The following is a 17,133-nucleotide window of genomic DNA, read 5'->3' as shown; positions in this document are numbered from 1 at the left end:
CCGGAAGACCGTACTCCGATCTGGTGGAATATGCGACTACTGTCGGGCGTGTCGGGCTTACGCTCCGGAGCGGTTTCGGTCGACCAATGCGCGGATCTGGATCTCAGTGAACTCCTGCTGATCTTCGGTGAGTTCGTCGATCAGTGCCAGGATCCGGTCGCGTGCTTCGGGGCTGAGCGATCCCGGGGTGCGTCGGCCGGCGGCGGCGAAGATCTCGTCCACGGTGAATGCCGGGTAGGCGGCGGCCAGGGCGCGCAGCTTGTCCTTGTTGGGGCCGCGCGTGCCGCCGCGCTTTCTATGGACCCAGGAATTCACGGTGGCAGGGGCAACGCCGATCCTGCGCGCGATGTCCGAGTCGGTGACACCGTAGGTGTCTTTGAGTCGGACGATCAGCTGCGCCAGGTCCTCGGGCTCCTGCTGCTCATGCCTGTCCACAGGCATAAGACTGCCTGTTGATCTTCTACTTTTGCAAGTAAAAGTAGAGGCGTGCCGGGGTCGAGATTCGGCGCTTGACCTCCCCTGTCGTGCGCCCTGGTAGCGACATATGCAGACGATAGAACGCACGTTCGAGTGAACGCTACCCTCAAGGGGCCCTCACTGAAACTCACCGCCCCTCACTTGACCTCACTGACACTCACACAGTAGAAATGTGTCAACGGCAGCGTGAGCGGCCGAACAAGCCCCACCATGCACGAGGACCACATGACCAACCTCATCCGCACCGGCGACGGCCAGTCACTCCGAGACGCAATGCGACGCCGCGGACTGACCCAAGTCACGTTGGCCGCCCGCACTCGGGAGGTCGATCCCCACGGACGAGGAATCAGCCTCGCCACGGTCATCAAGGTCACCGGTCGGGGTCGATGGGCGAAAGACGTGTGTCGGCCTCGCACGGCGAGGCTCATCACCGCCGCACTCGGAGAACCGATCGACCAGCACTTCCGCATGCCCACAGTTTCAACCGACACAGTAGAAAGGTCCAAGTCTGATGGCCAGTCTTGCTGACCGCACCGAGGCGCTCCGCGTAGTCGGCCTGACGCCTCTGCTCACCACTGCGCAGCTCCAGGCCCGTTACGGGGTCTCGAACTGGACGGTCAACGAGTGGGTAAAGGCGGGCTGCCCCGTCGAGCCCACCGTCTTCCGTGGCCGGCGGTTCGACCTGGACAAGGTCGCCGCCTGGATGGCGAGCGCGAGGCAGCTCGCCGCGTCGGCCTGACCAACTGACCAAAACGAAGCGGGGCCGCCCTGGACCAGGCCCGGTCCGTGTTTGCAGCCCCTCGATCACCTCAACCACTCAGAAAGAAGAGGTCACCGTGAACAACAAGCCTATCCCGCAGTTGGGTGCCGCGACGGCGCTGGTGCAGCTGCTCACCGAGAACCCGCATCTGCCGGTGCTCGACTGGTCGCTGCCGGAGGACGGTGGCCCGCTGACCGGGGTCGTTCTCAACCCGGCCGTGGACATGCGTCCGGTGATCGACGCGTACGCGGCGGTCCTCGGCGGCGTGGTCCGCGAATTGGAGTTCGTCGGGTCGGCGGGCCGGATGTACAGCGCCTCGCTGTATGTGACGTGGCGGGATGTGCGGATCCACGTGAAGGGGATCTGTGCGGCTGCGGCTCACACGATGGCGGTGGCGGCATGAGCGCCGCTGACCGACTCTCTCTCCTGGGCCGAGCGATCCGGGACGGCGACGAGGACGAGTGGACCACCTGCCGTGTGAAACGCCTGTATCGGTCCTACGGGTACGCCGCGCCGAAGCGGAAGACCGCGCGGGACGATCTCGCGCGCTTCGCTCGGCGGGGCCTGCTCGTCCCTGACGACACCGACCCCGGCCGCCGCTGCTACCGCCTCAACCACGCCCACGGAGGCGCGCTGTGACCACCGACATCACCGCCCGGTTCGCCCGGGACACCGCCAACCACGCGATGACCGTCCTCCACGACGACGGCCTGTACCGACACCTGCGGTTCATGAATCCCCGGAACAGTGAGTACTGGTTCGAGATCGTCACCTGGCCCGGATCCCTGGCCATGCGGGGCGACGTCGGCGACGGCTACGTTTTCACCCGCCTCGACGACATGTTCCAGTTCTTCCGCTCCGACCGTCCGGGCATCAACCCGCACTACTGGGCGGAGAAGCTTGGCGGTGGGCGGCGCTCCGTCAAGGAGTACTCCGAGCAGCTGCTCCGTCGGCGCGTAGTCGAGCAGTTCGTCAACGACGCCCGCTGGGAAGGTGTGCCGCCCGGCACCGGCAAGCACCTGCGCAGGTGGGTCCTCAACGACGACCTGAGCGACGAGCACACGGCGCGGAACCTCATTGAGGACTTCTGCTACCAGGGCTACGAGTTCAGCGACGTGTGGGAGTGGGACTTCCACGACTACGAGCCCGAGTTCCTGTGGTGCTGCCACGCGATCCGCCACGGAATCGACCTGTACGACGCGGCTCGTCAGCAGGTGGCGGCATGAGCAACCACCCGTCCACGTTCGGCGGGACCTGGACCCGCCCTGATCAGTCCGGCATTGGCCGGTCGCAGCGGGATCTCCAGGACCGGGCCTCGTTCGACCACGGCCCCGCCGCCGGGGCGTCCTGCGCCCTCATCCTCGCTCTTCCCCTCGCCGGGCTGGCCATCCTCGCCGCCCTGATCAGCACCAACGGAGTGATCGCATGACCACCGAACTCGTCCGCCACCAGTCCTCTGCCCCGGCCTCGCTGCCCGACAAGATGCAGTACGCCAAGGCTCTTGCCGCCTCCGGCATGCTCCCCTCGCAGTACCGCAACCAGCCCGCCAACCTGCTCTACGCACTGGAGTTCGCCGACTCCCTCGGTCTCCACCCCATGACCGCGATCACCGGCGTCCACGTCATCGAGGGCAAGCCGTCGGCGTCATCGGCCCTGATCTCCGCGCTCGTCCGCCGGGCTGGCCACAAGCTGCGGGTTACCGGCGACGACACCCGAGCCGTCGCGCAGATCATCCGCGCCGACGACCCCAGCTTCACCTTCGAGTGCACGTGGACGATGGACCGCGCCCGGCAAGCCGGCCTCACCGGCAAGAAGGTATGGCAAAACTACCCGGCCGCGATGCTCAAGGCCCGCGCGATCACCGAGGTGGCGCGCGAGGCGTGCGAGGAAGCGCTGTCCGGCGTGCGCTACACGCCTGAGGAGCTGGGCGCGAACGTCAATGAGGACGGCATGCCGGTGGACGCTACGGTGCAGCAGCTGCGCCGGGTCCAGCCGGGCGAGGCCGACCGGTGGGCCACCCCTTCCGCCACCGTCCAGGCGGGCATCGCCGACGTTTCGCCGGAGTCGCTGACGCCGAGCGGGCGGGACTACCTGCACGAGGCGCTCGCCGCGCCAGACGCGGCCACGGTCCGGCTGATCTGGCAGGACGCCAAGTCCGAGGGCGCGCGGCCCGAGTACCTCGCCCAGATCGCCGATGTCGGCAAGGCCAAGGCCGCCGCTCCGACCGACACCGAGTCCCCCTCGACGGACGAGGTGGTCGACGCCGAGAACATCAGCCACGAGGACGACTACGCCGCCGCGGTCGCCGAACTCCGCGCCGCCGCCGAGGAGGCACGGCTGGAGGACTTCGAGCAGGGCACCGAGCAGGCGCTCGGCATGCCGCTCGCCGACGCCCCGGTCGACGCGATCCGGGCGCTCACCGCGCAGATCCGCCCCGCCGCCGCCTGACCACCCCCACGCAACGGGCCGCCCCCGAGGAAAGCGGGGGCGGCCCCCTCAAGGAGACCACACACATGAACTTGCAGCAGCTCGCCCTCGAAGAGGCCGCGCTCAAGGCCCTCGCCGACACCGTCAACGACCGGCTGAAGGCCGTGAAGGCCGAGATGCAGGAAGCCCTCACCACGGGCGGGGTCGGGCGGGTCGACGCCACCCTCCCCGACGGCACGAAGGTCGCCACCATCAGCCGCACGGACCCGAAGCCCGCCGCGACCGTCGTGGACCCCGAGGCATTCCTCGCCTGGGTCCGGGCCAACTCCCCGCACAACGTGGTGTCCCGCCTCGTCACCGAGGTTCGGCCCGCGTACCAGGCGGCGCTCCTCGCCGAGATGACCGCGGCCGGGACCGCCGAGGTATCGGACAAGGAGACCGGCGTCGTCGAGGAGGTGCCGGGGGTGGAGATCCGGGCGACCAGGTCGACGACGCACTCGGTCCGGCCGACGAAGACCGGCCGCGACCAGATCGCCGAGGCGTGGCGTTCGGGCGCCCTCGCGCACCTGAGCCTCCCGCAGATCACCGGCGGTGCCGCATGAGCTGGCACAACGGACGACTAGTCGGCTTTGACCTGGAGACAACCGGCGTCGACGTCGAGACGGACCGCATCGTCACCGCCTGCATCATCGGGTGCGGCGGTGGGGACCCGGTCGTCAACGCCACGTGGCTGGCCGACCCGGGCATCGACATCCCCGCCGAGGCCACGGCTGTCCACGGCGTCACCACCGCCCAGGCGCGTGCGAATGGGCGCCCGGCTGCCGAGGTGGTCGAGGACATCGTGCACGCCCTCGCCGACATCGTCACCGACGGCACGCCCATCGTCGTGATGAACGCCTCCTACGACCTCACGCTCCTGGACCGCGAGGCCCGCCGGTACGGCATCACGCCCCTCACCGACCTGGTCGGCGACGAGCTCCGTGTCATCGACCCGCGCGTCATGGACAAGGCGGTCGACCCGTACCGCAAGGGCCGCCGCACCCTCACCGACTTGTGCGCGCACTACGGGCTCCGCCTTGACGCCGCGCACACCGCCGACGCGGACGCGCTCGCCGCCTGCCGCGTCGCCTGGGTGCTGGCCGAGCGGTGGCCGCAGCTGCGCGGCACCGCCCTCGACCAGCTGCACGCCGTCCAGCAGCAGTGGGCCGCCCAGCAGGCCGCGTCGTACGCGGGCTACCTCGCCCGCACCCCCGGCCGCGAGCACGAAGCGGCCGCGGTCCGGCCCGAGTGGCCGCTCGTTCCGCACCAGAGCAGGAGGACGGCATGAACCCGCTGACCGCTGTGCGCCGCCTCGTTGCTCCCGCCGGCCAGCACCGGGCCGTGCCGATGGACTCGCCGCGGGTCACCCGCGTCGCCGGGTGCCTCTGCTGTGGCTGGGACCGGCTCACCACCCACACCGTCGACGGCGGGGTGCTGACCTGCCAGGCGTGCGGGCGCCGCACCGCCGAGATCAACGGGGCCGAACTGGTACCGGGCACGCGCTGGTTGGCGTGTGACGACCCGGTATGCGGCCACATGACCACCCGCCACGTCCCGGCCGCCGCGCCGCGGTCCTGGGCCTGCACTTGGTGCGGCACCGTGAAGGGAGACCAGCAGTGACCACTTCCGAGACCCGCATGGTCGCCGTTGATGGCACGGACGCCCTGGCGTTCGTCATCATCCGCCCCGGCAGCACCGAGGGCAGCGTCTCCATAGAGGCCGCCGCCAACGGCATGAGCAAGACGGCCGCCGCGTACGTCCTACGCCACATCGCGGACCAGTGGGACGCCGAGGGGGACAAGTGATCATTCCCGCTCGCCCTCCGCTCGTCATCGGCCTCGACCTCTCCCTCACCTGCACCGGCGTCGCCGGGGCCGGATGGTCCGACATCATCCGCACCAAGCGCCGCGGCGACGACCGCCTCAACCACCTGCTCGCCGCCGTCGCCGACTTCGTGAAGCGTGCCGACCTTGTCGTCATGGAGGGCCCGTCCTACGGGCACGCCGCCCTTGCCGGGCACGAGGACTTGGCCGGCCTGCGGGTCCTGGTCCGCCAGTACTGCTACCGGCACCGCATCCCGTACGGCGTCGTCCCACCGTCCAGCCTGAAGATGTTCGCCACTGGACGCGGAAACGCCACCAAAGGCGAGGTCAGGTCCGGTGTCGCCGACCGGTACGGGCATCACACCGAGGGCGTCGGCCGGTACGACCAGGCCGACGCGTACACGGCGATGGCGATGGGCCTGCACCACCTCGGCCACCCGCTCGCCGAGGCCCCGGAGCGGGCGCTGCAAGCCCTCGCCGGGTGCGAGTGGCCTGAGACCGTGGCGGTGGCCGCATGACCCACGCACCCGACACCCTGGCCCGGCCGACGGAATGGGTCGCCAACGCTGTGTGCGCCCGTCCGCCCTACGCGGGTTGCGACCTCTGGTACGCGGACAAGCGGAAGGCGGCCGACCGCCTCCTCGCGATCAGCCTCTGCCGCGCCTGCCCCGTCATCGACGCCTGCCGGGAAGCGACGGCCAAGGAAGAGGCAGGCAAGGGCCTGAAGCACCGCTTCGGCGTCCGCGCCGGGATGACCCCGCGGCAGCGGTGGCTCGCCGAGCAGGCCAGCAGCCAGGAGAGCTGGCCCGTCTGCGGGACGACGAAGGCGTACTACCGGCACCTCCAGTTTGGCGAACCGGTCGACGACGCGTGTCAGGCCGCAGGCGACGCGTACGAAAAACAGCTCGCACAGGGCTGACCCTCCGGCCCGGGGCCGCCGCGCCCCGGGCCACCACCCGCACAGCACGAAGCCCCGCACCTCGGTACGGGGCCAGAGAGGAGGACGGGATGCGCTCAGGGCTCGTAGTCAGCGATACGCCGTGCAGCAGCAGCGTCCCGCTCCTCGACTTCCGTCAGCTTGCGGGCCATCAGCGCCAGGAAGTCCGCCGTCCTTTCCGGCTGCGGCCTTTCCCCAGCAGCAGCGTGGAAGGCCCGGACCATGCGGTGATCCGACTGTGCCGCGTCGAATGCGTCCGGGGTGACGAGGTAGGCGCGGCGCCGGCCGCGGACGGTGAGGGCGCTGACCAGCCCGTCTTCGCGGACCTGCTCGATGAGTCGGGTCAGGAGCGCGCGTGCCCGGGTGAGCGGCACGTCCTGAATGCCGTCTTCGGCAATGCGGGGCTCCAGATCAGACGCCATGGCGAGAGTGTAAGTCATGACCATCCTTTCCATAATTACCAATCTTTAAAGTAGCATGGCAGGGGAGGGCCGGACCTGCCAAGACGCAGCCCTTCAACCACGCACGACTGAGAGAAGACAGCCCGTGGGAATCCGCTTGATGGTCGAGGTGCTCAACAGCGCACCCGAGGCCCTGACGCACCGGGAGAAGCTTCTCCTCGTCGTCCTGGCCGAGGACGCCAACGAAGACACCCGGATCACGTGGAACAGCGTTGAGCGCCCCGAGGTGCTGCGCGGGGCGAAGCTCAGCCGCTCCCAGCTGTACGCCGTCCTCAAGACGCTCGCCGCGAAGGGCGCCCTGGAGAAGCTGACGGCCGGCCAGAAGAACGGGACCGCGAAGTACAAGATCCCGATGTTCGCGGAACCTCAGTGTCCCGAAAACCCGGACACTGACACCCCTTCTCAGTGTCCCGATTCTCCTGACACTGACACCCCTCAGCGTCCCGGAATTGCTGACACTGAGCAGTCTGGTCAGTGTCCCGAAAACGCGGACACTGAACCGGCTCAGTGTCCCGGAATCCGGGACGTCAGTGTCCCGGAATCCGGGACCCCTACCCCTCTTTACCCCTCCTCTACTACCCCCTCAGCAAGCAAGCAGGAGGAGCCAGCCGACGACCGGCTCAGCTACGGCATCCCCGAAGCAGCCCTGCCCCTCGTCGAAGGCATCACCGCAGCAGGCGTCAACGTCCGCTGGCCCTTCAAGGGCGACCAGTGGTTCCCCGTCCTCGCCCTCATCACGAAGAGCGGCGTCCCCGCCCTCATCGACTACGCAGTCCGAGCAGCAGCCCGCACCAACATCGACTCCGCGAAGTACTTCATGCGCGGCTGGAGCGAACTGCCGCCGCTGCCCCGCCCCGGCACCGAGCGCCCGCCGCTCCGCGCCGTGTCTGGCGGCTGGCAGCCGTACCGCGAACCCACCCCCGAAGAACGCGCCGCAGACCTCGGCCACTTCTAAGGAGCACCCCGTGCCCGAACCCCAGACCCTCGCCGAGCAGAAGCCGTCCATGCTCGCCCGCCTCATGGCCGGCATTGCCCAGCACGCCCCCGACGTCACCGCAGGCCCCGTCGACAACACCCCCACCCCCGACGATCCTGGCCATCCCGAGTACCACCGCCGCCAGCGCGCCGAGTTCGCCCTCAGCCGCTGGTCCACCGCCGCCCCCTACCGATACCGGCAGGCAACAGCCACCGACCCGGTGGTGCAGGCGTGGGCCGACCACGCCTCGATCGATATCCGCAGCGCCGGGATTCTCGTCCTTCACGGCAACATCGGTACCGGGAAGACCCACCAGGCATACGGGGCGCTGCGAAGGGTCGCAGAAGCCGGGCCCTGCAACTTCCACATGATCGCGACCACCGCGCCCGACCTGTACGGCCTTCTGCGCCCCGGTGGGTCCGACAAGGGCAGCGAGACCGAGCTGAAGCGCCTCATGCGGATCCCCTTCCTCCTTCTCGATGACCTCGGCACCGAGAAGCTGTCCGAGTTCACCGAGGAGGCCACGTACCGGATCGTGAACCACCGGTACAACGAGTCTCTGCCGCTGTTGATCACCACCAACCTGCCGATCAAGACCGGGTCGCCTACGCCTGACCTGGTGACTCGCCTGGGTGACCGGCTCGCTTCCCGTCTCGCGCAGACCGCGACTGTCGTCGGCTTCGACGGCCCCGACCTTCGTCGCGGACTGCGGAGTGTCTCGTGACCGACCCGCTCACCAACCTGGACGCTGTTTCCACCACCTACGGGGACACCACCTTCCGCTCCCGCCTCGAAGCCGACTGGGCCCGCACCCTCGACGCCAACCACATCCGGTGGGAGTACGAGCCCGAGACCCTCACGCTCCCCTCCGGCGCCGTCTACATCCCCGACTTCTGGCTACCCGAACTCGGCACCTGGATCGAGGCCAAGGGACCCGGCATCCCCCGGGTCGAGAAGACCGTGGAGCTCGCGCAGACCCGAGCCTGCTGCTGTGCCGGAGATTGCGCCTGCCGTTGGCCCGGCGGGGAGCTCGTCCTCATCGGACGACAGCAGCTCCCGTCCGACCCGACGCGGCCCGGCCGGCGGCTGTTGTGCGGCTACGCGAACTGGGAGACGCCGCACGGCCCGTCCTTGTACTACGCGGCATGCACCTGGTGCTTCCGCAGCCAGTGGATCACGCTCCGCAGGCCGTGGCGGTGCCGCGTCTGCCGGAGGTCGATGGAGAAGGTGCGTGCGTACCGAGCGGTTGACCGTGAGCTGCGGTTCGTGGAGGGGACGGGTGGTTTCGGGAGCGTCTTCGCAATGCCTGATCTAGGCGGGCCGTTCACCGCGGACGAGTGGCCTAACGACGAGTTCGACGAGGAGCCATGACCACCCCGTCGTGCCGCGTGTGCGGCCGTCTCCTGAAGTCCGAGACGTCCAAGGCCCGAGGAGTCGGCCCCACCTGCCACAGACGCACAGGAGGTCACACAGGACCCCACATCCCCACACCACCACCCGACCACCACGTACCCGGACAGACCGAACTCCCGCTCGTCCACCTGCAGCCCCGCCTCTGGAGCCTCTGATGTTCATCCCTGCGCCCACATCCAAGAAGACTGTCCGGACCGCCACCCACCGGCCGGCCACCAGACGCCGCCGGTTCCGCCACGACGACCTCACCGCCGTAGATCTCTTCTCCGGCTTCGGGGGCCTCACCGAAGGCATCAAGCGCGCCGGATTCGCAACGATCATGGCCGCCAACCACAACGCCTACAAGGTCGAGGTCCACGAGGCGAACCACCCCGAGGCGGAGCACTGGATCGCCGACCTGGTCAACCCCGACGCAGCCGACTACCACTCCGCCCGAGACCTCCCCGCCGCTGACCTCCTGGCCGCAGGAGTGAGCTGCGTCAACCACTCACTCGCCAACACGATCAAGGCGTACGAGCAGGGACTGACGCTGTTCGAGCTGGAAGACCCCGACTACGAAGCGCGTGTCACCAGGTCCGAGCGGGACCGGGCCACCGCGAACTGCGTCCTGCAGTACGCCGCCAAGCACCACCCACGGCTCATCCTCGTCGAGTGCACCACCCAGCTCACCTCATGGGGACCCGCGCTGCCGGGCCGCCCCAAGGTCGGGGACGGATCCACCTACCGGTGGTGGCTCAACCAGTTCGACCTGCTCGGCTACCGGCACAAGGTCCTGTACCTCAACAGCCAGTTCTTCGGGGTCCCGCAGTCCCGGGACCGCGGCTACTGGGTGTTCGTCGACAAGTCCCTCCCGATGCCCGACCTGGAGCACCGGCCCGTGTCGCACTGCGGACGCTGCGACAAGGACGTCGAGGCGGTCTGGGCATGGAAGACCGGCATCCCGGCGACCGGCACAGTGATGTACGGCAAGCAGTACGAATACCGGTGCCCGTCCTGCCGCCGCCCCGTCATCCCGCCGATGACGCCGTCGCTGGCCGCGCTCGACCTCACCGACCTCGGTACCCGCATCGGCGACAAGCCGATCAAGACGTTCAAGGACGGCTTCGTCGGGCCGCTCGCGCGGTCGTCGATGGCGCGAGCGGAACGCTGCCGCCAGCGCTTCGCCGACTTCCCGGCGATCCTCATGCCGGCCAAGGGCGTGCATGGCTCGGAACGGCTCCTGCTGCAGCCGATGGCGACACAGACCAGCCAGCAGGAGACCGCGATCCTGTCGACCGGACCGGTCGTCCAGCCGCTGTGGGCCCAGGACGCCGCTGACGGACTGGCCGCACCGGCAATGGCGCTCGCGGTGGACAACTTCCAGGGCGCCGCGCGCGGCGCCGGGGAGCCGCTGCCCACCCAGGTCGGGTCGGAGACCCTCGCCGTGCTGTCCTCTGGTGTCATCCCGTACCGGAAGAACACGCTGCCCACGCTGCACGGCGAGGCGATGCCCACCTTCACCTCGGAGCAGATCCCGGCGGTGCTGACGGCCGCCGGCTGGTACAAGCAGAACGGAACCAGCCCCGACCACGGGACCGCACCGCACCCGGTCACGGACCCGCTCGGCACCCTCACCGCCACCGACACGACCGCGCTGCTCATGGCCCAGTGGCGGGCGTCGCTCGCCGAACTCCCGCTTGAGGACTGCTTCTACCGGATGATGGCGGCGCACGAGATCGGCCGTGGCTGCGGCTTCGACGTCGACTTCAACGACTACCGCGGCACGTTCACTGTCTGGGGCTCCGCCCGTAACCAGGTCGACGGGTACGGGAACGCGGTCTCTCCCCAGGTCGGGGAATGGATCGGCGCCCGGCTGCGGGCCGTCATCCACACCCCGCAGGACCAAGACTTCACGGCCGCCGCCTGATGCACGACGCACCCGCCGGCGGCTATCCGGCGGGTGCCCACTCACCGTACTCACTATCTGGAGGACCTCATGGCTCACCTCGACCCGTCCGCCGCCGAGACCGTGCACTACGCCACCGACCCCCGCATCCGGCACCTCGCCGAAGCCGCATGGCGCATGCGCACCGACGGCACCCGGAGGGACTGGCTGATGCTCGGCAAGAACAACTCCGAAGCCCTGATCACCGAAGCACGCGAATGGGTGCGCGCCGCTGTGGCCACCGGGCTGCTCCCGGCCCCCAGCAGCCATCCCGCGTGGAAGTCGGCCGCTCACCGCGCCGCAGAAGCCGAGCAGGGACCGAAGGGACTCAAGCCCGCCGACCGGGCTGCGATCCTGCGCGAGGCCGCCGACGAGATCGCGGGCATCGACTTCCACCCGAACGCCGTCGCCCGCTCCCTCGACATCGCCACGGTCCTCGCAACCCGCCTCCGCCGCCTGGCCGACGAGGCGCAGCAGGTCGACGCGCCGACCGTGGCCGACCGGTCCACCGACCCGCTGGCCGGCAACGCGACCGAGTACCGGGTCCCCTGCCCCGAGAACGGCGGGACGGAACTGCGCGTACGGCGGCAGGAGCCGGTATCCGGTAGCGGCTGGGCGGTAATGGTTCCCGGATACGGCGGCGGCCGAGCCTGGACCCGGGAGGGCTGGCAGGAAGCGATCAGCGCCCTCTGCGTCGATCGACTCTTCTGCTGGCCCAACGCGGCCACCGCCGTCGACGAAGCCCGCCGCGCGCTCGGCGCCACCGAGGAGCCGACCCGATGAGCGACTGGTACGGCACCCACAGCGTGTCCACCGACGCCCTGACCGACGAGGAATACCGCGACTGGATCGCCGAGAATATCGGCCCCGAAGCGGCCGAGGACTTCTGGTACGGAGAGCCGAGCCGATGAGCGACCGCATCCCCTGCGCCGCTGACAACTGCGAGGCAAAAGTTCATGCCCGCGGTCTCTGCGGGCCGCACTACAACCGGTGGAAGCGAAGTAGAGATCCTCATGCCGAGCCGCTGCTGAACCTCTCCGGCAATATCGACGAGCGCTTCATGTCCCGCGTGGACAAGACGAAAAGCGGCTGTCGGCTATGGACAAGCACCCACAGCGCCAACGGGTACGGTCAATTCCACTTCAACGGCGCTCGGTACCCAGCTCACGTATGGGCCTATGAACGACTCGTCGGCCCCGTTCCGGACGGGCTTCAGCTCGACCATCTGTGTCACACCAGTGATTCGTCATGCACCGGAGGCGTCATCTGCCTGCACCGGCGATGCGTAAACCCGTCGCACTTGGAGCCTGTCACCGCACGAGAGAACACGCTGCGCGGAAACAGTCTCCAGGCTGCAAATGCGGCCAAGACTCACTGCTCCAAAGGGCACCCGTTCGACGCCGAAAACACCCACTACACAGCACGTGGCAGGCGTGTTTGTCGCGCTTGCCAGCGTGCGTTCACTGCCAGCTACCGGGCCCGCAAGAAGATCGGAATGGGAGACCTGTCATGACTCAGCGGCTTTCGGTCGACGACCTCACTGACGAACAACTCGACGCCCTGCACGACCAGCTCGACGCCACGTACCGCGAGCGCGCCCACCTCGTTGCCCACCTCGCAGCCCTCCACCCCTCCCACATCGGTCACACCGACCCGGCCGCCCCTGACTGGGCCGTCGTCACCATCGAGACCCCCGCCGGACAGATGACCTGGCACATCGCCGAGCGGGACATGGACCTCTTCACCCACGTCCAGCCCACGAACCGGATCTGCCGCGGCTGGGACGGCCACACCACCGACGAGAAGTACGCCCGGATGCGAGACCTCACCGAGTCCGCCCCGAGCCTGCTCTCGCTGGAGGTCGTGGCCGACCAGCAGGCCGAGCACATCAAGCAACTCACCGCCCAGCTCACCAAGTCCGAGCAGGGCCGTCGGAACCTTCGCGGCCTCCTCGAGCACCACCGCGATCAAGGCTCGCTCGGCATCCTCCACGCCACCCGGACCCGTCTCTCCCGCGCGCTCAAGGCGTGCGCCCGGTACCGCGCCGAGATCACCGCACAGGCCGCCCGGATCACCACGCTGGAGCACGTCGCCGCGGGCAACCGGAAGCACGTCGCCGCCATCGTGCCCGAGCTGGAAAGCGCCCAGGCCGCCCTCGCCGGCGCACGGGCCCTGCACCAACCCACGGAGGGCCTCGGGTTCGGCTGCGACGAGGACGAAACTCCCGGCTCCTACGGCGATATCGCCCAGGTGTGCACCTCGTGCGGCACAGCCAGCGAATACGGCGTCCGCTGGCCCTGCCCGACCATCCGCGCCCTCAACGAGCAGCCCACCACAGCCCAGCCGAGCGGCTGCCCACACTGCGGAGCCACCACCACGCACCTGCCCCGCCGCTACATGAAGAACGGCCGCATCGGCTACTGCCACGGCGAACTCACCACCGACGAACAGCCCACCTGACCCGCCCGGCCGCCCCGCACCCCGGGGCGGCCCCCGAACCCCAACCGCCGCGAACGGAGACCCATGACCACACAGCACCTGATCAACGACGCAACACGCCTGATCAACAGCATTTCCAGCGACATCAGTCGTGCGGCAGAGCTTCCCGACGGGCGCCGCCGCAACATGGACGGTCCCACCGCTGCGGGCTTTCTCACCGCCCAGTCGAACCTCGCGGTCGCCACAGCTCTTCTTGCACTCGTTGCAGCGGTGCGGGGTGAGCAGCAGTGACCAGCACCACCATCTGCGCCGAGTACTCCACCCACACCGACCGGCCGCCCGTCGGACCGTGCATCCTCCGGCCCGGACACCTCGGCCACATCCACCAGGACATGCGCGGCATCCAGTGGGCCAGCCGACCAGACACCAGCGGGTGCTGCATCTGCGGGGGCGGCCCCATCGTCTACCACAACTACCTCGGGAAACCGATCTGCGCGCACTGCTCCAACTGCGAATGCGGAGAACGGCCGTGCGCCGTAGGTGGAAAAGACCAGCCTGCGGGTGAGGGGCTTCAGGTCCAGTTGTCCGCGGCGCTTCGGGTAATGCTTCGGTCCGAGGAGGAGATCGCCGACCTGCGCGCCGAGATCCGGGCCCGCGACAAGGTGATCGCCCAGCAGCGCGCCGTCGCCCAGCGCGCCCTCCGCGACGTAGCCGCCGTCGCCCGAGTTCGGGACCTTGCGGACCGCTGGTACGGGCAGGGAGCCCCCGCCAGCAGCTACGCCCGTGAACTGCTCAGCATGCTCGACAACGCCGCCTGAACACGAAGGAGCAATGACCATGCGGATCTTCTACGACACCGAGTTCCTCGAGAACGGCCACACCATCGACCTGATCTCCATCGGCATGGTGGCCGAGGACGGCCGCGATCTCTACGCCGTCTCCTCTGAGTTCGACCAGGACGCCATCCGCCGCCACGGCTGGCTCATGGCCAACGTCTGGCCGTCCCTCCCCATCACCAAGAACCCCGCCGGCCAGCGCGGCATGGACCGCCTAGACGTCACCCACCCCGACGTACGCCCCCGAGCCCAGATCGCCCGCATGGTGCACCAGTTCATCACCGAGACCCCGGACCCTGACCTGTGGGCGTACTACGCGGCCTACGACCACGTCGCCCTGGCCCAGCTCTTCGGCCCGATGAGCGAGCTGCCGCCCGGCATCCCCATGCAGACCGACGACCTGGTCACCGAGGCCAAGCGGCTCGGGCTCACTCCGGCGGATCTCCCGCCTCAGCCGGACGGGCTGCACAACGCCCTCGCTGATGCTCGCCACAACCTCGTCCGAGCCCAGTTCCTAGACGAGGCTGCCCGGTCCTGAACGCGACGGCGGGGCGCGCCTGCTGTCTGGCCGGACCGGCGCGCCCCACTCGGCGAGATCACCGTACCCGCACCCAAGGACCACCCGCGATGATCGACGCCGTACTCCCCGACTTCCTCCGCACCCTGCCCGCCGGCGCCCGTACTCCCTGCCACGGGCGCGGCGACCTGTTCGTCCACCCGTTCCTCAGCACCCCGACCAAGGCCGCCGTCGCCGAAGCCAAGGCCCTCTGCGCCCAGTGCCCCATCCGGCAGGCGTGCGCCGACCACGCCATCCGCTGCGGCGAAACCGACGGTATCTGGGGCGGCCTCACCCCCGCCGAACGCGCCAAACGCGCCCGCCCCCGCCCACCCTGCGGCACCGACGCCGGGTGGCGCAGCCATTTCCTGCGCGGCGAGTCCTGCCTGACCTGCCGCGAAGCCCATGCCGAGCGGGCTCGCGATCAGCGACTGAAGCGACTGGCGCACGAACACGCCGATCACGGCGGGTCCCTGACCGGATACCGGCTCGAGCGGCTGCTCGGGCTGCCGACCTGCGTCCGGTGCCGGGCCGCCCGGCAGGCGTACTACGCCGACCGCCCCAGCCCGGGGAAGTGGTACCGGCGAACGGCGGCGTGACCCTCACCACGGCGCGGGCCACGTCTCAGGACCGCCGCCCCGCCACTCGATCATCCCGGACGTGGCTACGTCGTCCTCGGTGATGTCGTCCAGGCCAGCACGGCGCAGGAACTCCGTCACGTCCCGGACCGAGTGCGCCAGGCCGAGGATCTCTCCGTCGACACGCACCCGCCGGCCGCCGGACTCGTCCGGCGGGTACACGACCACAGGCACACGACGCATGGCCCCAGCGTCCGACGGCCAGCGCCTGGCCGCACCCCAGCACCGGCCAAACGACGGACGGTCAGTCGATGAACGAACCGTCCGACCGCCGTACGTGCCGGCCGAGCAGGTGCTTGCACTGCGGGCAGTGCTTCATCCCGCCTCGCTTCACCGCCCATGAGATCCCCGCCGTGCACAGGTGCATGAAGCCCACAGCCCAGTTCTGGATCATCCGGGCCAGCCCCGGCTTCGTACACGTCCCACAGTCCCGACACCCGCTACTCATTGCGTCCCCTCGTCGAATGGTCCGAAAGGTCGGAACCTACTGGACTCGGCGACGCCACGGGGCCCTTCTGGACAACCTGGCGCATTTCCCGACGCGGACCACGCGCCGGCCGATACCGTCCGGACCGTGCGATACACCTACCGCTGCCACACCTGCCGCCTCACCTGGGACACCCGCGACGACCTCTACGACGCCCAGGCCGACCAGAAAGCCCACAAGTACCAGGCCCACGGCGGCGCCCGCCCGGACGGCCAGATCATCGAAACGCCGGGCCCGCTCGACGAGGTGGGCAGCGTAGTACGGGCGGGCGCGGCCGGGTTGGCCCGAGGCATCTACCGCGGACTCACGTCCAAGTCGGTCCAGAAGGTCAGCGAGACCGAATACTTCCGGCAGGCCGCGATGCTCCTCGGCGGCGGGATCCTGCTCCTGATGGTCATCCGCTGGCTCACCCACTGACCCCACCCGGCGGTAGCCTGGACGCGGACAGCAAAGGGCCCCCACGCCGATTCGGACAGCGTGGGGGCTCTGCTGCGCCTGGCTACTTCTCAGCATCACCCTTCCTCGGCCTGTGCGAGCCAGATCCCGAGTAGCCGCGCAGGATGTCCTGAACCGTTGCGAGCGACGTTCCCACTCGTTCGGCGATCTTCCGATACGACAGGCCCTCCGCCTTCAGGTCGAAAACCAGGTCTCGACGCTCCTTCTGCCACGTCTTGTTGCGCTTCACCTGCTCCGCCATGACCTGACTCTTGGCTCGCACGCGCGCTTCCAGGTCGGCGATCTGCTCGACAGCATCCAGGGCTTGAGACACCTGCCGCACCTCCTTGTCGCTCACACCCGCACCTCTCCAATCGGGCGGGGTACTTGCCAAGAGTGTATGGGACCCATACAGTCTATGGAAGTAGCCCACGCTGCTACGCAAAAGCCCCCGGCCCGGCGCTGGCACGCCATATGGGCCGGGGGCAGCCAGAAACCTGACATC

31 protein-coding genes are annotated in these 17,133 nt (G+C 69.1%); 26 read left to right on the top strand and 5 right to left on the bottom strand.

Features of this window, described 5'->3' with window-relative positions; translation table 11 throughout:
• Positions 1-57 precede the first annotated feature (57 nt).
• Positions 58-435 (bottom strand): helix-turn-helix domain-containing protein, encoded by a 378-nt coding sequence (locus tag ACGF2V_RS15060; RefSeq protein ID WP_362706039.1) that lies wholly within the window; start codon positions 433-435, stop codon positions 58-60.
• Between the two features lie 553 nt (positions 436-988).
• Between ACGF2V_RS15060 and ACGF2V_RS15055 the strand changes: the two genes are divergently transcribed.
• From ACGF2V_RS15055 to ACGF2V_RS15000, 12 genes are all read left to right on the top strand, one after another.
• Positions 989-1,216 carry a hypothetical protein gene (locus ACGF2V_RS15055; protein WP_362706042.1) on the top strand — a complete coding sequence of 76 codons (228 nt, stop codon included), beginning with the start codon at positions 989-991 and terminating at the stop codon, positions 1,214-1,216.
• Between the two features lie 97 nt (positions 1,217-1,313).
• Complete coding sequence (locus ACGF2V_RS15050; RefSeq protein ID WP_362706045.1) at positions 1,314-1,640, top strand: hypothetical protein; 327 nt, start codon at positions 1,314-1,316, stop codon at positions 1,638-1,640.
• Positions 1,637-1,876 (top strand): hypothetical protein, encoded by a 240-nt coding sequence (locus tag ACGF2V_RS15045; RefSeq protein ID WP_362706048.1) that lies wholly within the window; start codon positions 1,637-1,639, stop codon positions 1,874-1,876. Before ACGF2V_RS15050 ends, ACGF2V_RS15045 begins: the two co-directional genes overlap by 4 nt.
• A complete protein-coding gene (locus ACGF2V_RS15040; protein ID WP_362706051.1) occupies positions 1,873-2,463 on the top strand; it encodes a hypothetical protein in 591 nt (196 codons plus the stop codon). The genes ACGF2V_RS15045 and ACGF2V_RS15040 overlap by 4 nt, the downstream gene beginning before the upstream one ends.
• A complete protein-coding gene (locus ACGF2V_RS15035; protein WP_362706053.1) occupies positions 2,460-2,666 on the top strand; it encodes a hypothetical protein in 207 nt (68 codons plus the stop codon). Before ACGF2V_RS15040 ends, ACGF2V_RS15035 begins: the two co-directional genes overlap by 4 nt.
• A complete protein-coding gene (locus ACGF2V_RS15030) occupies positions 2,663-3,685 on the top strand; it encodes a hypothetical protein (RefSeq protein WP_362706056.1) in 1,023 nt (340 codons plus the stop codon). Before ACGF2V_RS15035 ends, ACGF2V_RS15030 begins: the two co-directional genes overlap by 4 nt.
• Before the next feature lie 65 nt (positions 3,686-3,750).
• Positions 3,751-4,266 (top strand): hypothetical protein, encoded by a 516-nt coding sequence (locus ACGF2V_RS15025; protein ID WP_362706058.1) that lies wholly within the window; start codon positions 3,751-3,753, stop codon positions 4,264-4,266.
• On the top strand, positions 4,263-4,991 hold the full coding sequence (locus tag ACGF2V_RS15020) for an exonuclease domain-containing protein (protein WP_362706061.1): 729 nt from the start codon (positions 4,263-4,265) through the stop codon (positions 4,989-4,991). Before ACGF2V_RS15025 ends, ACGF2V_RS15020 begins: the two co-directional genes overlap by 4 nt.
• Complete coding sequence (locus ACGF2V_RS15015; protein WP_362706064.1) at positions 4,988-5,323, top strand: hypothetical protein; 336 nt, start codon at positions 4,988-4,990, stop codon at positions 5,321-5,323. Before ACGF2V_RS15020 ends, ACGF2V_RS15015 begins: the two co-directional genes overlap by 4 nt.
• The gene (locus tag ACGF2V_RS15010) at positions 5,320-5,508 is read left to right on the top strand and encodes a hypothetical protein (RefSeq protein WP_362706067.1); all 189 of its coding nucleotides are present in this window, start codon (positions 5,320-5,322) and stop codon (positions 5,506-5,508) included. Before ACGF2V_RS15015 ends, ACGF2V_RS15010 begins: the two co-directional genes overlap by 4 nt.
• A complete protein-coding gene (locus tag ACGF2V_RS15005; RefSeq protein ID WP_362706070.1) occupies positions 5,505-6,044 on the top strand; it encodes a hypothetical protein in 540 nt (179 codons plus the stop codon). The genes ACGF2V_RS15010 and ACGF2V_RS15005 overlap by 4 nt, the downstream gene beginning before the upstream one ends.
• The gene (locus ACGF2V_RS15000; protein ID WP_362706073.1) at positions 6,041-6,445 is read left to right on the top strand and encodes a WhiB family transcriptional regulator; all 405 of its coding nucleotides are present in this window, start codon (positions 6,041-6,043) and stop codon (positions 6,443-6,445) included. The genes ACGF2V_RS15005 and ACGF2V_RS15000 overlap by 4 nt, the downstream gene beginning before the upstream one ends.
• Positions 6,446-6,540: 95 nt before the next feature.
• Here the strand turns inward: ACGF2V_RS15000 and ACGF2V_RS14995 are convergent, their stop codons facing one another.
• Positions 6,541-6,885, bottom strand: a complete 345-nt coding sequence (locus ACGF2V_RS14995; protein WP_362706076.1) for a hypothetical protein — start codon at positions 6,883-6,885, stop codon at positions 6,541-6,543.
• Positions 6,886-7,009: 124 nt separating this feature from the next.
• Here ACGF2V_RS14995 and ACGF2V_RS14990 point away from each other — a divergent pair, with 124 nt between their 5' ends.
• From ACGF2V_RS14990 to ACGF2V_RS14930, 13 genes are all read left to right on the top strand, one after another.
• Entirely contained in the window at positions 7,010-7,879 is an 870-nt protein-coding gene (locus tag ACGF2V_RS14990) for a hypothetical protein (protein ID WP_362706079.1), read from the top strand.
• Between the two features lie 10 nt (positions 7,880-7,889).
• Positions 7,890-8,624 carry an ATP-binding protein gene (locus ACGF2V_RS14985; protein WP_362706082.1) on the top strand — a complete coding sequence of 245 codons (735 nt, stop codon included), beginning with the start codon at positions 7,890-7,892 and terminating at the stop codon, positions 8,622-8,624.
• Complete coding sequence (locus ACGF2V_RS14980; protein ID WP_362706085.1) at positions 8,621-9,271, top strand: hypothetical protein; 651 nt, start codon at positions 8,621-8,623, stop codon at positions 9,269-9,271. Before ACGF2V_RS14985 ends, ACGF2V_RS14980 begins: the two co-directional genes overlap by 4 nt.
• A complete protein-coding gene (locus ACGF2V_RS14975) occupies positions 9,268-9,468 on the top strand; it encodes a DUF6011 domain-containing protein (RefSeq protein WP_362706087.1) in 201 nt (66 codons plus the stop codon). The genes ACGF2V_RS14980 and ACGF2V_RS14975 overlap by 4 nt, the downstream gene beginning before the upstream one ends.
• Positions 9,468-11,219: a DNA cytosine methyltransferase gene (locus ACGF2V_RS14970; protein ID WP_362706089.1), complete on the top strand. Its 1,752-nt coding sequence runs from the start codon at positions 9,468-9,470 to the stop codon at positions 11,217-11,219. Before ACGF2V_RS14975 ends, ACGF2V_RS14970 begins: the two co-directional genes overlap by 1 nt.
• 69 nt (positions 11,220-11,288) lie before the next feature.
• Positions 11,289-12,020, top strand: a complete 732-nt coding sequence (locus ACGF2V_RS14965) for a hypothetical protein (protein ID WP_362706091.1) — start codon at positions 11,289-11,291, stop codon at positions 12,018-12,020.
• Entirely contained in the window at positions 12,017-12,148 is a 132-nt protein-coding gene (locus ACGF2V_RS14960; RefSeq protein WP_362706094.1) for a hypothetical protein, read from the top strand. The genes ACGF2V_RS14965 and ACGF2V_RS14960 overlap by 4 nt, the downstream gene beginning before the upstream one ends.
• The gene (locus ACGF2V_RS14955) at positions 12,145-12,750 is read left to right on the top strand and encodes an HNH endonuclease signature motif containing protein (RefSeq protein ID WP_362706096.1); all 606 of its coding nucleotides are present in this window, start codon (positions 12,145-12,147) and stop codon (positions 12,748-12,750) included. Before ACGF2V_RS14960 ends, ACGF2V_RS14955 begins: the two co-directional genes overlap by 4 nt.
• Positions 12,747-13,697, top strand: coding sequence for a hypothetical protein (locus ACGF2V_RS14950; protein WP_362706098.1), 951 nt, complete (start codon positions 12,747-12,749; stop codon positions 13,695-13,697). Before ACGF2V_RS14955 ends, ACGF2V_RS14950 begins: the two co-directional genes overlap by 4 nt.
• A gap of 63 nt (positions 13,698-13,760) precedes the next feature.
• Positions 13,761-13,967, top strand: a complete 207-nt coding sequence (locus ACGF2V_RS14945; protein WP_362706101.1) for a hypothetical protein — start codon at positions 13,761-13,763, stop codon at positions 13,965-13,967.
• Positions 13,964-14,494 (top strand): hypothetical protein, encoded by a 531-nt coding sequence (locus tag ACGF2V_RS14940; protein WP_362706103.1) that lies wholly within the window; start codon positions 13,964-13,966, stop codon positions 14,492-14,494. Before ACGF2V_RS14945 ends, ACGF2V_RS14940 begins: the two co-directional genes overlap by 4 nt.
• 19 nt (positions 14,495-14,513) lie before the next feature.
• Positions 14,514-15,050 carry a 3'-5' exoribonuclease domain-containing protein gene (locus ACGF2V_RS14935; RefSeq protein ID WP_362706106.1) on the top strand — a complete coding sequence of 179 codons (537 nt, stop codon included), beginning with the start codon at positions 14,514-14,516 and terminating at the stop codon, positions 15,048-15,050.
• An 89-nt stretch (positions 15,051-15,139) separates the two neighbouring features.
• On the top strand, positions 15,140-15,667 hold the full coding sequence (locus tag ACGF2V_RS14930; protein ID WP_362706108.1) for a WhiB family transcriptional regulator: 528 nt from the start codon (positions 15,140-15,142) through the stop codon (positions 15,665-15,667).
• Between the two features lie 3 nt (positions 15,668-15,670).
• Here ACGF2V_RS14930 and ACGF2V_RS14925 read toward each other — a convergent pair whose 3' ends face one another.
• Positions 15,671-15,889: a hypothetical protein gene (locus tag ACGF2V_RS14925; protein WP_362706111.1), complete on the bottom strand. Its 219-nt coding sequence runs from the start codon at positions 15,887-15,889 to the stop codon at positions 15,671-15,673.
• 61 nt (positions 15,890-15,950) lie between these two features.
• A complete protein-coding gene (locus ACGF2V_RS14920) occupies positions 15,951-16,100 on the bottom strand; it encodes a hypothetical protein (protein WP_362706114.1) in 150 nt (49 codons plus the stop codon).
• A 180-nt stretch (positions 16,101-16,280) separates the two neighbouring features.
• Between ACGF2V_RS14920 and ACGF2V_RS14915 the strand changes: the two genes are divergently transcribed.
• Positions 16,281-16,610, top strand: a complete 330-nt coding sequence (locus ACGF2V_RS14915; protein ID WP_362706116.1) for a hypothetical protein — start codon at positions 16,281-16,283, stop codon at positions 16,608-16,610.
• An 82-nt stretch (positions 16,611-16,692) separates the two neighbouring features.
• Here the strand turns inward: ACGF2V_RS14915 and ACGF2V_RS14910 are convergent, their stop codons facing one another.
• Positions 16,693-16,986 (bottom strand): helix-turn-helix domain-containing protein, encoded by a 294-nt coding sequence (locus tag ACGF2V_RS14910; RefSeq protein ID WP_362706118.1) that lies wholly within the window; start codon positions 16,984-16,986, stop codon positions 16,693-16,695.
• Positions 16,987-17,133 lie beyond the last annotated feature (147 nt).

Origin of the sequence: Streptomyces sp. NPDC047982, assembly GCF_043204165.1 — a bacterium.
Taxonomy (GTDB): Bacteria; Actinomycetota; Actinomycetes; order Streptomycetales; family Streptomycetaceae; genus Streptomyces.
Note: the sequence above shows the minus strand (reverse complement) of the source record. Positions and strands in the feature narration are given on the sequence as shown.